Raw genomic sequence first — 15,040 nt, 5'->3', positions numbered from 1 at the left:
GCACAGTGGCGGCCGTGCACAATCTGGCCCACGCCAACCTACTGCTCTGTACGTCCGGTCGCCTGTGCAGCAGGATCACCGACGTGTTCATGAGTCCATTTGCCCCACGCAGCGCATGCGCATCCACGAACTGAAACAACGCCTGCGCGAAGCCGGAGCGGGCCCCAGCCACGAGCAGCGGATCTTGCGGCTGTGGTCCCATGCGCTGCCTCGAAACAGCGGCAGGCGTCTGCCGGCGAGCTTCTTTCCGTCGTCGCTGCTGGAAGCGCTGCCGGCCATCGAGGCCGAGCTTGCCGGACTGGCGCGCGTGCACACGGTGCATCCGGGTGCCGATGGTTCCGAGCGGCTGCTCGTTGCCCTCGCGGACGGCCAGATGGTCGAGAGCGTGCTGCTGCCTCGGGACGGCCTGTGTGTTTCGTCACAGGTCGGGTGCGCCGTCGGATGCCAGTTCTGCATGACGGGCCGCGACGGATTGCTGCGCCAGGTGGGAAGCGCCGAGATCATTGCTCAGGTCGCGCTCGCGCGCATGCGCCGGCCGGTGCGCAAGGTGGTGTTCATGGGCATGGGCGAACCGGCACACAACCTGGACAACGTGATGGAGGCCATCGAGCTGCTCGGCACAGTGGGCAACGTCGGGCACAAGAACCTCGTGTTCTCGACCGTGGGCGATCCGCGCGTGTTCGAGCGGCTGCAACAGGAGCGCGTGAAGCCCGCGCTGGCACTCTCGCTGCACACGACGCAGGCCGAGCTGCGCAAGAAGCTCCTTCCACGCGCGCCGAGCATGACGCCCGAAGAGCTGGTCGCCGCGGGCGAGCACTATGCGCGCGCCACGGGCTACCCGATCCAGTACCAGTGGACGCTGCTGGAAGGCGTCAACGACGGGCCGGAGGAGATCGAAGGCATCGTCAGGCTGCTCTCTGGCAAGTACGGCGTGCTGAACATGATCCCCTTCAACGCGGTGGATGGCGTCGCGTTCAGTCGCCCGTCGTGGGAGCGCTGCGAGCAGATCGCCCGCACGCTGCACGAGCGGGGCATTCTCACGAAGCTGCGCAATTCGGCCGGACAGGATGTCGATGGCGGATGCGGCCAGTTGCGGGCGCGCGCCACCGAAGCACGGGTGATGTTCCGAAGGGGGTGAAGGGCCCCTCAAGCCTTTGATCTTCGCTGCCCCGGGTAGCCGCAAGTGCCGGGCACCAGTTGCCCGCCCGCATCAGTTCGACGGAACTTGTGGCGCCCGTCGATCTGCGGTGAAAGGTTTGTAAGTAAATGCCGTTACAGTCATCCGCGTCATGGGTCCACGAAATGATGCGCTCGGGTGGCGCCTGCTGCTGCTGACAATGCTCGCGGTCTTGGGGCTGGGGTGGAGCGCTCCGGCGCGGGCCGTGATGGTCGTGGAGCAGGCACAGCTCACGCTGACCCTGCACGGCAAGACGCCGGCCGAGACCCAGAAGCCCCAGACCGTCACGCTGCCCTATCACTGGGATCAGCGACAAGGCGCAGTCGATGGCGAGGCGCGCTTCACGTTCGAAATTCCGGCGGCCGACCCCACCACGCCTTTGGCCCTGTTCGTGCCACGCGTGGGCAACAGTTTTCGCGTGTCAGTGGACGGCCAGGAGCTGACGCGGTTTGGCGCCTTCCCGCCGGGGCCCTACGACGATGCCTCTTTCGCGCCGCAATATTTCGTGGTGCCAGCCTCGGGCACGGCCTCACCGCTGCGCATGGAGATCGTCATCGCGGCGCAGGCTGCACGGCAAGGCGGGCTGTCGCCGGTGGTGGTGGGCCGGGAGGACGAGATACGCCCGCTGTACGAACGCGCCTTGTTCTGGCAACTCAGCGGTGGGCGCTTCATCACCATCGTGAGCGGCGTGCTGGGTGCGCTGTCGCTGCTGGTGTGGCTGCGCCAACGCGAGTCGATCTATCTCTACTACGGCCTGGGCGAGTTGTTCTGGTCGGTGCAGACGGCACGCGTGCTGTTCACACATGCGCCGTTGCCCTGGCCCTGGTGGGGCGTGCTGCCGCTGGCGGCCTTCCAGGCGGCGGTGCCGCTGGTGTGCCGCTTCGCCCTGGCAGTGGTGGGGCGCGACGACACCCGCCTGGCGCGCCTCCTGGGCCTGATGGCCTGGCTCGCACCGGTGGTGGCCGGGCTCGGCATCATGGTGCCGTGGCTGTGGTTGATGCCGCTGTGGCAGGCGCTGAACCTCGTGGTGGGACTGGCGATGATGGTCGTGGTGTTGCGCGTGGCATCGCGCAGCGCCGTGCTGGAGCACCGCGTGCTGGGCCTGGCCGTGGTGCTGATCGTGCTGTGCGGTGCGCGCGACATCTGGGTCATGCGCACCTCGCCGCAAGCCTACGAGATGGTGCCCTGGATCCGCTTCGCCTGGGTGGGCTTCGCCATCTCCCTGGCCTGGGTCATTGCCGAGCGCATGCGCAAGGACTCCCGTGCGGTGGCGGAAATGAACGTCACGCTCGAAGCGGAACTCGCCGAGCGCAATGCCGCCCTGGAGGCCGCCTTCGCGCGCGAACGAGAAGGCGAAAAAGCACGCGGCGCGCTCGAGGAACGCCAGCGCCTCGTACAGGACCTGCACGATGGCCTTGGAGGGCAACTCGTCGGGCTGCTGCGGATGGCCCAACAGCCCGGGGCCGCGCGCGAGGACGTCACGCTGCACCTGCGCGACGCCGTGGACCAGCTCAAGCTCACGGTCGACGCCATGCATGCCGACGAGGGCGATGTGGCCTCGACCCTGGGCAGCGTGCGCTACCGGCTCGGGCCGCGCCTGCAGGCCGCCGGCATCGACCTCCACTGGAACGTCAGCCGCCTGCCGATGATGACGGGCTGGAGCTCGCGCGAGTCGCATCAGATGCAGATGCTGCTGTTCGAGGCCTTCGCCAACATGATGGCGCACTCGGCGGCAACGCGAGCCAGCCTGAATGCGCGACTGGTGCCCGCTGAAGGTACCGATGGCGCGACGGCGGATGAAACCATCGAGATCCAGCTGTGCGACAACGGCCGCGGCTTCGATGCGGACGCCAGGTTCGCCGGCAAAGGGTTGACGAACATGCGCGCGCGAGCCGCCGCGCTGGGGGGCACGCTCACGCTGCGCTCGCAACCCGGGGAGACTTGCCTGTGCCTGCATCTGGCCGTGCCGGCGGCGATGGCCCCGAAGCTGGCGCCATAGCCGAAGACCTTGCACGTCAAAAGTCGCGGTTGAGTCGGCCGCTTGCGAGCGCTAACAGGTGAAGCTCGCAGGTGTGTTAGAAAATCCGGGGCGACTCAGGTAGCCTGCATGCAGCCACACGAAGCTCGGGTACATGACCACGTACCACGTACGAAATGAATATTTCCTTCAGCCCCTGATCGAAATCCATCACCTATCAAATTCATGAAAATCGCCACCTGGAACGTCAACTCCCTCACCGCCCGCCTGCAGCACGTGCTCGACTGGCTGGTCGCCAACCCGGTCGACGTGCTCTGCCTGCAAGAGCTGAAGATGACCGACGACAAGTTCCCGCTCGACGTGCTGAAGGCAGCGGGCTACGAAGCGGCCGTGTTCGGCCAGAAAACCTACAACGGCGTGGCGATTCTGAGCCGCGCGCCCGTGCGCGACGTGACGAAGAACATCGGTGGCTTTACCGACGACCAGTCGCGCGTGATCGCCGCCACGGTCGACACGCCATCGGGCCCGGTGCGCGTGGTCGATTGCTACTTCGTGAACGGCCAGGAGCCGGGCTCGGAGAAGTTCGCATACAAGATGAAGTGGCTCGACGCCCTGCGCGAATGGCTTCGCCAGGAGCTCGTGGCGCATCCGAACCTTGTGCTGCTGGGCGACTTCAACATCGTGCTCGAAGACCGCGACAGCTTCGACCCCGTGGGCCTGAAGGAAACGATCCACCACACGACGGAAGAGCGCAACCATTTCAAGGCGCTGCTCGAGCTGGGCCTGAAGGACAGCTTTCGCATGTTCGATCAACCCGAAAAGAGCTTTTCGTGGTGGGACTACCGCATGCTCGGCTACCAGAAGAACCGCGGGCTGCGCATCGACCACATCCTGGTGAGCGAGCCGCTGGTGCCGCGCGTGAAGGGTTGCGTCATCGACCGGGTGCCGCGCAAATGGGAGAAGCCGAGCGACCACGCGCCCGTGGTGCTTGACCTCGACGTCAACGCCTGAGGCAGCAGGCCGATGACTGCGCGCGCAGCCGCCCCCTGGCACATCGCCGCCCTTCCCCGGGCCCTTCGCACCCTCGCCGTTGCTGCGGCCGCCTTCGCGATCGCCGGCTGCTCGCTGCTGAAGCCGGCGGACAAGACGGAAGACGGCAAGCCAGCGACCGCGACATCCCCGACGGACGAAGCCTCGCCCGGCAGCCGCGACATACCCACCGTGCGGCTCATCACCGCGCAGACACCGGCCGTGCGCGCCTACCGCAAGATCGGTGCGCGCTACATCTACAGCAAGTACGCGAGCCGCATCTACAAGGGAAAGATCCCGCCGCTGGTCTATGCGGTGGTGGTGGTCGAGACCGACATCGACGCGAGCGGCAAGGTCGTCAACGTGACCTTCAGCCGGGTGCCGAGCCATGCGCCCGAAGTGCCGCCGATGATTGCCGAGCTGATCAAGGCCACGTCGCCATTGCCGAACCCGGGCAAGCTCGGCGGCCACACCTATGTCGACACGTGGCTGTGGGACAAGAGCGGGAAGTTCCAGATCGACTCCATCACCCTGGGCCAGCGCAGCAGGTAGATCAAAAAAGGGCCCTGTCGGGGCCCTTCACTCAATACCCAGTTCCTGGATTTTCCGGGTGATGGTGTTTCGGCCGATGCCGAGTTTTTGCGCGGCTTCGATGCGCCGTCCGCGCGTGTTGGCCAGCGCGGTGAGGATCAGCCGGGATTCGAAGCGGCGCGAGAGCACGTCCCACACGTCGGTGCGTCCTGCGGCAAGCAGGGCCTGGGCTTCGACCTCAAGGCCGGCCTCCCAATTGCTCACGCCACTTGAGGCACCTTCTGCGACAGCGGGTGCGACAGCCGTGAGTGGCGCCGCTGCTTCATGTTCGGAGCCATGCACCGCCGAGGCAGTCGGGTGCTGCGCATGCATGGCGACGGGTGCAGCCTCTGTCGCATGCCCATCCGCCGTGGCCGTAGCCGCGTTGGCGGCAGCCATCACCTCGGGCGGCAAGTCCTTGGCTTCGATCAGTTGCGCCGGCGCCATCACGGTCAGCCAGTGGCAGATGTTCTCGAGCTGGCGCACGTTGCCCGGGAAGCTGAAGGCCGCGAGCTTGGCCAGCGCCGCATCGGAAATGCGCTTGGGCTCGACGCCAAGCTGACGCGCGCTCACCTGGAGGAAGTGGCGCGTGAGCGCGGGCACGTCCTCTCCGCGTTCGCGCAATGCGGGCAGGCGCAGGCGGATCACGTTGAGCCGGTGGAACAGGTCTTCGCGGAAACCACCGAGCTTGACGCGCTGCTCCAGGTCCTGGTGGGTGGCCGCGATCACGCGCACATTGGCCTTGACCGAGTTGTGGCCGCCCACGCGGTAGAAGTGGCCATCGCTCAGCACGCGCAGCAGGCGTGTCTGCAGATCGAACGGCATGTCGCCGATTTCGTCGAGGAAGAGCGTGCCGCCTTCGGCCTGCTCGAAGCGGCCGCGCCGCATGGTCTGCGCGCCGGTGAAGGCGCCGCGCTCGTGGCCGAAGAGTTCGCTCTCGAGCAGGTCTTTCGGAATGGCGGCGGTGTTGATGGCCACGAAAGGCCCATTGGCGCGTGGCGAATGCTTGTGCAGCGCGCGTGCCACCAGCTCCTTGCCCGAGCCCGATTCGCCGGTGATGAGCACCGTCACATTGCTTTGCGACAGCCGGCCGATGGCACGGAAGACGTCTTGCATGGCAGGCGCCTGGCCGAGCATTTCGGGCGCGGCAACCATGCGCTCTTCGGCCACTTCCTCGCGCTGGCTTTCATCGACGGCGCGGCGGATCAGCTCGACCGCGCGCGGCAGGTCGAAGGGCTTGGGCAGGTATTCGAAAGCGCCGCCCTGGAAGGCCGACACGGCGCTGTCGAGGTCGGAGAACGCCGTCATGATGATGACCGGCAGGCCGGGGTGCTTGGCCTTGATCTTGTCGAGCAGATCGAGCCCCGAACCGCCCGGCATGCGGATGTCGCTCACCAGGACCTGCGGGCCTTGCTGTTCGTCGTCGTCGGCCTGTTCGAGTGCTGCGAGCACCTCGCGCGTGTTGGTGAAGCTGCGCGTGGGCAAGTCTTCGCGCAGCAGAGCCTTCTCGAGCACGAAGCGAATCGATTGGTCGTCATCAACTATCCAGATCGGCTTCATGCATCTCCTTGTTGCCGTGCTGCGCTAGGGCAGCGGTATCAGTATCTTGAAATCGGTCCGGCCCGGGACGCTGTCGCACTCGATCACGCCGTGATGCTGTTGCACAAAAGTTTGCGCAAGCGTCAGCCCCAGCCCTGTCCCGCCTTCCCTGCCCGATACGAGCGGGTAGAAGATGCGGTCCTTGATCGTGTCCGGCACACCCGGTCCATTGTCGATGACATGCAATTCCAGTGCCAGTCGATACCACTGCTTGTTGAAGATCACCTGGCGAGCCACGCGCGTCTTGAAGGTGATCTGCGCATCGCCGGCCGCGCGCCGCTCGGCCAGGGCCTGCGCGGCGTTGTGCACGATGTTGAGGGTGGCCTGGATCAGCTGCTCGCGGTCGCCGCGGAATTCGGGGATCGACACGTCGAAGTCGCGCTCGATGTGCAGGTCGCGCGGAAACTCCGCAAGGATCACCGAGCGCACGCGTTCGCAGACTTCGTGGATGTTGACGTCGCCGACCACGTGCGGACGGCGGTGCGGCGCCAGCAGGCGATCGACCAGCGTCTGCAGCCGGTCGGCCTCGTGGATGATGACCTGCGTGTATTCGATGAGGTCGCGCGACTCGACCTCCATCTGCAGCAACTGCGCCGCGCCGCGAATGCCGCCGAGCGGGTTCTTGATCTCGTGCGCGAGGTTGCGGATCAACTCCTTGTTGGCCTGGGCCTGATCGATGAGGCGCTCTTCGCGGTCTTGCCGCACCTGCTGTTCGAGCGGCGACATCTCGATGATGAGTTCACCCGCCTTGTCGCCCTGCGCGAGCGTGACCTGCACCGGCATCAGCTCGTGGTTCACGCGGCGAAGAAAAGCCTCGTAGCGCAGCGTGGCGAAGTCGTTGCTGCGTGCGCCGTCGATGGCGGTGCGCAACACCTGCGGCTCATGGAAACAAGCGCCGAACTGCGAGCCTTCGAGCGTGCGACGCGAGGTGCCCAGCGCGTCTTCGAGCCCTGCATTGGCGAACAACACAGACCCGTCGCTGTTGACCACGGCAATCAGCGTGGACAGCAGGTCGAAGGTCTGAAAGCGCACGTTGGCGCCAACCGCCTTCTTCCCGAATGCCATGTCTTCCTTGTGCTTATTGCGGCGTCTGCTTGCTGGCCGGCAGGCGGCCGATTTCACGGCGGATGCCCGCGATGTCGCTTTCATTGCGCGCCAGTTCGGCCTTCATCTCGGCCACGCGGTCGAGGTACTTCTGGTAATTGCGGCCTTCGCTGCCCTGCTTTTCGGGCTCGCCGTTGTTGTATTCCTTCTGCAACTCGGCTTGCCGCGCCTCGGCCTTCTTGAGCTCGGACTCGAGCACCGAGCGGGCCTCGCCATCGCGGGCGCGCTGGTCGACGCCTTCGACGCGCGGGCTGCCTGCGGGTGCGCGCGCAGCCGCCGAGCCGGAGCCCGACGAACTACCACCGCCCGAGGCCTTCGTGCCCTGCACGACGGTGACGTTGCCGCCTTCCATGACCTTGCAGCCCTTTTGCTGGGCAATGGTGGCGTTGTTGGTGTATTCGTTGCCGCAACGCCAGACGCGCTCTTGCGCGAGCGCCGGCAGCGCTATCAGGGAACCGGCCAGAAAAATGAGGGAAGCAGTCTTCATGTGTATCGGTGGATGGCGCGACAAAGGCGCATTTTCATGCAATTCGACGCCACTGGTGACCAGATGTTCCAGGCCAAGGAAAAAGGACGGCCGAAGCCGTCCTTTCATAACCCATCAGGCTTACACACAGCCTGGGGGCGAACCACTTACAGCGAGTAGTACATGTCGAACTCGACCGGATGGGTCGCCATGCGGAAGCGCGTGACTTCCTGCATCTTCAGTTCGATGTACGCGTCGATGTACGCGTCGGTGAACACGCCGCCCTTGGTCAGGAACGCACGGTCCTTGTCCAGGTATTCGAGCGCTTGGTCGAGGCTGTGGCACACGGTCGGGATCAGCGCGTCTTCTTCCGGCGGCAGGTGGTACAGGTCCTTGCTGGCGGCTTCGCCCGGATGGATCTTGTTTTCCACGCCGTCGAGGCCGGCCATCAGCAGCGCGGCGAAACCGAGGTACGGGTTCATCAGCGGATCGGGGAAGCGCGCTTCGACGCGACGGCCCTTCGGGTTGGCCACGAACGGGATGCGGATCGAGGCCGAGCGGTTCTTGGCAGAGTAGGCCAGCTTCACCGGGGCTTCGAAGCCGGGCACCAGGCGCTTGTAGCTGTTGGTGCCGGGGTTCGTGATGGCGTTCAGGGCACGGGCGTGCTTGATGATGCCGCCGATGTAGTGCAGCGCGAAGTCCGAGAGGCCTGCATAGCCGTCGCCTGCGAACAGGTTCTTGCCGTCCTTCCAGACCGACTGGTGCACGTGCATGCCGGAGCCGTTGTCGCCGACGATGGGCTTGGGCATGAAGGTGGCGGTCTTGCCGTAGGCGTGGGCCACGTTGTGGATCACGTACTTCTGCAGCTGGACCCAGTCGGCGCGCTGGACCAGCGTGCTGAACTTGGTGCCGAGTTCCATCTGGCCGGCGTTGGCCACTTCATGGTGATGCACTTCGACCGGGATGCCGAGCGATTCGAGCACCAGGCACATTTCCGAGCGCATGTCCTGGAAGCTGTCGACCGGGGGAACCGGGAAGTAGCCGCCCTTGACCGCGGGACGGTGGCCGGTGTTGCCGTGCTCGAACTCCTTGTCGGTGTTCCACGAGGCTTCTTCGGATTCGATCTTCACGAAGCAGCCCGACATGTCGTTCTTCCAGCGGACGCCGTCGAACACGAAGAACTCGGGTTCCGGACCGAAGAAAGCGGTATCGCCCAGGCCCGAAGCCTTCATGTAGGCCTCGGCGCGCTTGGCGAGCGAACGCGGGTCGCGCTCGTAGGCCTTGCCGTCTGCCGGGTCGATCACGTCGCAGGTCAGGATCAGCGTCGTTTCTTCGAAGAACGGGTCGATGTTGGCGGTGTTCGGGTCGGGCATGAGCTGCATGTCCGAGGCTTCGATTCCCTTCCAACCAGCGATGGACGAGCCGTCGAACGCGTGGCCCGAGGTGAATTTGTCTTCATCGAAGTGCGACACAGGCACGGTCACGTGCTGCTCTTTGCCGCGGGTGTCGGTGAAGCGGAAGTCGACGAACTTGACCTCGTTTTCCTTGACGAGCTTGAGTACATCGGCGACGGTCTTTGCCATCAGTTTCTCCTGAGTTGGATGGTGGTTAGGAATACAGGGACGAGGGATGCAGTTTCTGTGCCATTGTCACCTCACCCCGAGAGGCTTTGGTGACCACTGCATACGCCAAATGGAGGCGAAATTTCACCAAATTGGTGCAATCAACATTAACGCACCAACTCGGGGCCAAGCTTGGCATCAAAGGTGTGCAGCCCTTCGATGAGCTGGGCATAGGCGGCATCGAGCCGGCCCGGGTCGCCCTTGACGCCCAGCTCGATGTGGCGGCCGTATTCAGCGTGATCGACGCTGGGCAGGCTGAACACCTTGATGCCGGCGTGCGTGTCTTCGATGGACTGCATCAACGGGGTGAGCGTGGCCTCCATGGCACCGAAAACGATCACGGACTTCTCGGCGACGCCGTTGCGGGTGAACAGCTCGGCATAACGGCTGTCGAGCACCGATTCGATCATCGGCCAGGCCATGACCGGGAAGCCGGGCACGAAATGCACATGCCCGACGCTGAAACCCGGGATTTTGTTGTACGGGTTGTAGATGAGCGCGGCGCCCTGCGGAAACACGCCCATGTTGAGCCGGTGGATGTTGTCGGCCCGGTCGGGCTCGTAGGGCACACCCTGCTCGCGCGCCGTGTCCTGCATGCGCTCGCGGATCAGCAGTTCGGCCTCGGGATGCAACGCCAGCGGCAGGCGCAGCGCCTTGGCGGCGCATTGGCGGGTGTGGTCGTCGGGCGTGGCGCCGATGCCGCCGGTCGAGAAGACGATGTCGCCGGAAGCAAAGGCGCGCTCGAGTGCGGCGGTGATGCGCGCGGGCTCGTCGCCGACGTACTCGGCCCAGCTGAGTTGCAGGCCGCGCGCGGCGAGCAGCTCGATGACCTTGGTCATGTGCTTGTCGGCCCGCTTGCCGGAGAGGATCTCGTCGCCGACGACGATGAGACCGAATGCGCGTGTCATGGTGAACCCCATTGAGAAAGAGCGGCCTTGTTGGCTTCCGAGGTCTCGATGGCCTCGGTGCCGCTGCCGGCGGCCGAAGCCTCGGCCGCCGCGCGCTGGGCGCGCAATTGCCCGAGCGCGTCGAGGCAGTAGTGGGCAAACCAGAGCGCCGAAAAGGCAAAGACCAGTGTGTAGATCCAGATGGCGATCGGGATCAGCACGAAGAAAGCGGCGGCAAACAACAGGCCCGAGGCCCAGACGATGCTGGGCGCAGCGCCCAGGTAGCCGCACAGCACGCCGATGCACAGCAGCGGCAGCCGGTGCGCGCGCAGCAGCGCGACGCGCTCTTCGGGGCTGGCATGCTCGGCCAGCGCGTCGAAACTCATCACGCGGTAGGTGAGCCAGCCCCAGATCAGCGGCGGCAGGATCAGCACCAGCGGCGGAATGAGCCAGAGCGGCATCGAGACCACGAGGGCGATCAGCGCCAGGATGGTGACGCCAAGCGAACGGGCCACGCTGCCGAAGAAAGAAGCGCCCCTCTTCTGTTCGAGCGACGGAAAGCGCCGCTCGGCCACCAGCTTGGTGAGCGCCGGCGCCATGAAGCCGGCAACGATCAGCAGCGAGAGCAGCACCACCAGCGGCGTGGCGGCGAACACCACGACCAGCGGGGCCAGCATGGCTTTGATGTCACTCGAGAAAAGCCGGCCGATCCACGACCAGAAGCTGGCCAGCAGCGGCCAGGCATCGAGCGCGCCGCGCGTCCAGACCACGGCCGCGTCCCAATAGAAGTACCCGAGCACCGAGGCCAGCAGGATCATCAGGCCCAGCGGCAGCAGCGACAGCACGATCACGCGCGGCAGCATGCAGTAGGCGACCGCGCGCCAGAAGGAGTCGAGGAGCAGGCGCATGAGGGTGCGAGGATAACGCCTCGGACCGGGATTTCAGGGGCTTGTGGCCCTCAAGCGCGCCCGACCATTCGCTTCAGGCCCAGCCATTGCTGCGCCCAGAAGCCGCGGCCGTAGTCGCGCACGCGCCCGTTGGCGTCGGGCTCGACCTGGTCGCGGATGCCGGTCGGGTCGTAGCGCGCCTCGAAGTTGGCGGTGCCGAACATCATGTCCCACCACGGCAGCAGCACGCCGAAGTTGTGGCCGCCGAGCGTGCTCTTGCCGTTCGATTCGTGGCCCAGCCCGATGCTGTGGTGCAGCCGGTGGAAACGTGGGCTGATCCACAGCCGCTCGCCGATGGCACCGAAGCTCACGCGCAGGTTGGCGTGCTGCAGGCTTTCGCTGAGCTGCGTGAAGGCGACGAAAGCAATGAACTGCCCCGGTGCCACGCCGATCAGTTGCGCCACGATCACGATGAGCGTGTCGTGAATGATGTCGTCGAGCAGGTGGTTGCGGTCGTCGCTCCACATCGTCATTTGGCGCTGCGAATGATGCAGCGAATGCAGGCTCCACCACCAGTTGAACTGGTGCTGGCCGCGATGGATCCAGTAGCCGACGAAATCGAGCACCACGAGGTAGATGGCGAAAGCAATCCACGGCACGTCGGTCACGCCGGGCCAGACCTCGTCGAGGTGGAACGTGCCCCAGCCGGCCGTGCGCAGGCTGCCCATGGCGTCGTCGAAGAAAGGCTGCAGCGTGAAGAAGATCGCCAGCCGGAACAGGCCGAGCCGATGGATCAGCGTGTACAACACGTCGATGCGAATGGCGTGGCGGTCGACCACCGGTTCCACCGAGCGCCAGCGCTGCAGCGGGCCGATGATCGCGATCAGCACCAGGATCTGGATGAGGCCGACCAGCAGCCAGCCGGTGGCGTCGAAGGCGTCTTCGGTCCAGCCGCCCAGGCCGATGGCATAGACCAGCGGCTGCACGGCCGTCTCGAAGAACCAGCCTTGCAGCGCGGAAAAAACGTCAGTCAGCCAATCGATCACGGCGCGAACTCAGGGGTGGGATGCGATCCAGGCGCGGAAATCCGGGTGCTGGCGCAGCGTTTGAAAACAGAAGCCCTTGGCCTTCAGGCCGACGATCAGCGGCTCCAGGTTGGCCGGCGCCCACGGGTCCTTGCGCGACCAGATGCCCAGGTGCGCGAGCAGGATGTCGCCGGGGCGGATCGTGTCGAGCGCCTGCGTGAGCAGCTTCGCGTTGCTGAACTTCTCGCTCGGCAACTCGTCGCCGAGAAAGCCTGCGGGCGCCCAGCCCACGTATTCATAGCCGCAGGCCTTGGCAGCAGCGAGCAACTGGGGCGAGGTCTTGCCGCCCGGTGCACGGTACAGCGGCAGCGGCTTCTTGCCGGTGATGGCCTCCAGCCGGTCGGACGACTTGCGGATGTTGGCGCAGTACTCGGCCGCGGTCCAGGTCGACTCCTTGCCGTCCTGCGGGCCGGCCGACGGCCTGATCCGGAAGCTGGGCGGCGAGCCCTTGACGTCGCCGCGCCAGTACGCGTGGTCGTAGGTGTGCGAGCCGAATTCGTTGCCTTCGGCCGCCCTCGCCTTCCACCACGGCGCCCAGTGGTCGTCGAGGCTGTTGCCATCGGTCTGGGTGCGCTCGGCGGCGGCGAAGAAAGTGACGCGAACGTCCTGCCGCTTGAGCACGTCGGCCACCAGAGGGGCGATGCCCATGTGGCCGGTGTCGAAGGTCAGGTAGACGGGCTTTTCGCAAGAAGCGCCCTGCGCCGCCCAGGCGCCGGGCACCATGGTTCCGGCCAGCAGGAACGAAAGCGCCGCGCCGAAGCGTTTACGTGCGCTTGCCATGGTCCAGGGTCCAGACGCCGTGCGGCGAACGGCCGACGTTGACCTGGCGCACCACCTTCTGGCTGGTCAGGTCGACCACCGTGAGCTTCTTGGCCCAGCGCGAAGTGACGTACAGCGTCTTGCCGTCGGCCGACACGTCCATGCAGTCGGGGCCGCCCGGCACGGCGTAGGTGGCGACGACCTTCAGCGTCGCCAGGTCGATGCGGCTGATGGTGTTGGCCACCCGGTTGCTCACGAACACTGTCTTGCCGTCGCCGGCCGAACGGAAGGCATGGGCGCCCTTGCCGGTCGGGATCTTGCCGACCAGCTTGGGCTGTGCGCCAGCCACGTCGAACACCTGCACGCCGTCTCCGCCGGTCAGGCCCACGAGCAGGGTCTTGTCGTTGTGAACGCCGAAGATGTCGGCCGGCATCGGGCCGGTGGAGGTGCGCCACTTGATGGTCTGCGTGGGCAGGTCGACGGCGATCATCTCGTCGCTGTCCTGCATCGTCACGTAGGCGATGGTGCTGGTGTTGTCGATCCAGATGTGGCTGGGCGTCTTGCCGGAGGCGATGCGCTTGGCAAGCTTCAGGTCTTTGCCGTCCCAGCGGTAGACGTCGACGTGGTTCAGGCGGTTGCCTGCCGTCACGAACCACTTCATGTCGCGCGAGAACTGCAGCTGGTACGGATCGATGATGCCGTAGACCACGCGCTGCACTTCGGCCGTGCGGGGGTTCAGGAAGGTCAGCGAATCGCCCGCCGAATTGGCCACGATGACCGACTTTTCGTCGGGCGTCATGTAGATGTGGTGAGGCTCCTTGCCGGTGGCAATGCGCTGCTTTTCCGTCCAGTCGACGGGATTGATCACGCTCACGCTGGCATCCAGCGAATTGAGCACGAAGATCGGAGGCGGCTCGGCCGGCGCGGCGGTGGCGGTGTGTGCCGCCAGGGTTGCGAGCGCCGTCAGGCAGGAGAGCAGGAAGGCCGCGATGCGGCCATTCGGTCGGGCAGGAAGTCGCAAGGGAAGGTTCCGAGAGAGAGCTGTCGATCTTAACGGCCGCAGATGAAGACTCGCTGACTGCCGCGGCCGCCTTTCCGTGACCTTCTGTGGCTATTTGGAAGGCTTCGAAGGCTTGGCCGGCGCGCGCAGCGCGGCGACCTCTTCGCCGGTCAGCCAGCGCCATTGGCCTGGCGCCAGGTCCTCGGGCAGCGCCAGGTCGCCGATGCGCGAACGGTGCAGGCCCTCGACCCGGTTGCCGACCGCGGCCAGCATGCGCTTGACCTGGTGGTACTTGCCCTCGGTCAGCGTGAGCCGCAGATGCAGCGGGCTGTCGGATTCGCAGGCGGCCGCGCGCACCGGCTTCGGGTCGTCGTCGAGTACCACGCCGGCCAGCAGCTTGGCGATCTGTGCCTCGTCGACCTCGTGCTTGGCCGTCACTTCATAGACCTTGGGCACGTGGTGCTTGGGCGAACCCATCTTGTGGACGAACTGGCCGTCGTCGGTCAGCAGCAGCAGGCCGGTGGTGTCCTGGTCGAGCCGGCCGATGGCCTGCACACCCTGCACCGCCCCCTTGTTCGGGCGCAGGCGCAGCGGCGACGGCAGCAGCGTGTAGATGCTCGGGTAGGTCGAGGGCTTCTGCGAGCACTCGGTGCCGGCCGGCTTGTGCAGCATCAGGTAGGCCTTCTCGTGGTACGCCCACGCGGTGCCCTGGACGGTGTAGAGCAGGCCCTCGGGATCGAGGTCTTCGAAGGGGTCGTCCACCACGACGCCCGCGATGGTCACGTGGCCCTGCTGGACCAGGCCCGCGCACACGCGGCGCGTGCCGAAGCCCTGGGTATAGAGGATGTCTTGCAGATGCATGGGAAATGAAAAAAGC

The 15,040-nt window shown here is 65.7% G+C and carries 14 protein-coding genes; 4 read left to right on the top strand and 10 right to left on the bottom strand.

Annotation, left to right across the window (positions count from 1 at the left end; genetic code table 11):
- Positions 1–115 precede the first annotated feature (115 nt).
- The 4 genes from BLQ28_RS01765 (at position 116) to BLQ28_RS01750 (ending at position 4,736) form a co-directional block, all read left to right on the top strand.
- Entirely contained in the window at positions 116–1,138 is a 1,023-nt protein-coding gene (locus BLQ28_RS01765; RefSeq protein ID WP_093236843.1) for an RNA methyltransferase, read from the top strand.
- Between the two features lie 151 nt (positions 1,139–1,289).
- On the top strand, positions 1,290–3,176 hold the full coding sequence (locus tag BLQ28_RS01760; protein ID WP_093236842.1) for a sensor histidine kinase: 1,887 nt from the start codon (positions 1,290–1,292) through the stop codon (positions 3,174–3,176).
- A 204-nt stretch (positions 3,177–3,380) separates the two neighbouring features.
- On the top strand, positions 3,381–4,166 hold the full coding sequence (gene xth / locus BLQ28_RS01755) for an exodeoxyribonuclease III (RefSeq protein WP_093236841.1): 786 nt from the start codon (positions 3,381–3,383) through the stop codon (positions 4,164–4,166).
- 12 nt (positions 4,167–4,178) lie between these two features.
- Positions 4,179–4,736, top strand: coding sequence for a hypothetical protein (locus BLQ28_RS01750; RefSeq protein WP_093236840.1), 558 nt, complete (start codon positions 4,179–4,181; stop codon positions 4,734–4,736).
- Positions 4,737–4,763: 27 nt separating this feature from the next.
- On the opposite strand, the gene ntrC is transcribed toward BLQ28_RS01750, so the two are convergent.
- The 10 genes from ntrC to BLQ28_RS01700 form a co-directional block, all read right to left on the bottom strand.
- Positions 4,764–6,314, bottom strand: coding sequence for a nitrogen regulation protein NR(I) (gene ntrC / locus BLQ28_RS01745; RefSeq protein WP_093236839.1), 1,551 nt, complete (start codon positions 6,312–6,314; stop codon positions 4,764–4,766).
- A 24-nt stretch (positions 6,315–6,338) separates the two neighbouring features.
- Positions 6,339–7,418 carry a nitrogen regulation protein NR(II) gene (gene glnL, locus BLQ28_RS01740; RefSeq protein ID WP_093236838.1) on the bottom strand — a complete coding sequence of 360 codons (1,080 nt, stop codon included), beginning with the start codon at positions 7,416–7,418 and terminating at the stop codon, positions 6,339–6,341.
- Positions 7,419–7,431: 13 nt separating this feature from the next.
- A complete protein-coding gene (locus tag BLQ28_RS01735; protein ID WP_093236837.1) occupies positions 7,432–7,944 on the bottom strand; it encodes a hypothetical protein in 513 nt (170 codons plus the stop codon).
- 146 nt (positions 7,945–8,090) lie between these two features.
- Complete coding sequence (glnA, locus tag BLQ28_RS01730; RefSeq protein WP_093236836.1) at positions 8,091–9,506, bottom strand: type I glutamate--ammonia ligase; 1,416 nt, start codon at positions 9,504–9,506, stop codon at positions 8,091–8,093.
- 146 nt (positions 9,507–9,652) lie between these two features.
- Positions 9,653–10,453, bottom strand: coding sequence for a competence/damage-inducible protein A (locus tag BLQ28_RS01725; RefSeq protein WP_176800987.1), 801 nt, complete (start codon positions 10,451–10,453; stop codon positions 9,653–9,655).
- The gene (locus tag BLQ28_RS01720) at positions 10,450–11,340 is read right to left on the bottom strand and encodes an EI24 domain-containing protein (RefSeq protein ID WP_093236834.1); all 891 of its coding nucleotides are present in this window, start codon (positions 11,338–11,340) and stop codon (positions 10,450–10,452) included. The genes BLQ28_RS01725 and BLQ28_RS01720 overlap by 4 nt, the downstream gene beginning before the upstream one ends.
- Before the next feature lie 50 nt (positions 11,341–11,390).
- Entirely contained in the window at positions 11,391–12,365 is a 975-nt protein-coding gene (locus tag BLQ28_RS01715) for a sterol desaturase family protein (RefSeq protein ID WP_093236833.1), read from the bottom strand.
- Between the two features lie 9 nt (positions 12,366–12,374).
- Positions 12,375–13,184, bottom strand: a complete 810-nt coding sequence (locus tag BLQ28_RS01710; protein WP_093236832.1) for a polysaccharide deacetylase family protein — start codon at positions 13,182–13,184, stop codon at positions 12,375–12,377.
- Positions 13,168–14,184: a YncE family protein gene (locus BLQ28_RS01705; RefSeq protein WP_093236831.1), complete on the bottom strand. Its 1,017-nt coding sequence runs from the start codon at positions 14,182–14,184 to the stop codon at positions 13,168–13,170. Before BLQ28_RS01705 ends, BLQ28_RS01710 begins: the two co-directional genes overlap by 17 nt.
- A 90-nt stretch (positions 14,185–14,274) precedes the next feature.
- On the bottom strand, positions 14,275–15,024 hold the full coding sequence (locus BLQ28_RS01700) for a pseudouridine synthase (RefSeq protein ID WP_093237650.1): 750 nt from the start codon (positions 15,022–15,024) through the stop codon (positions 14,275–14,277).
- Between the last annotated feature and the right edge of the window lie 16 nt (positions 15,025–15,040).

This window comes from Variovorax sp. EL159, from assembly GCF_900100965.1.
Taxonomy (GTDB): Bacteria; Pseudomonadota; Gammaproteobacteria; order Burkholderiales; family Burkholderiaceae_C; genus Variovorax.
This window is presented reverse-complemented; position numbering and strand designations above follow the sequence as displayed.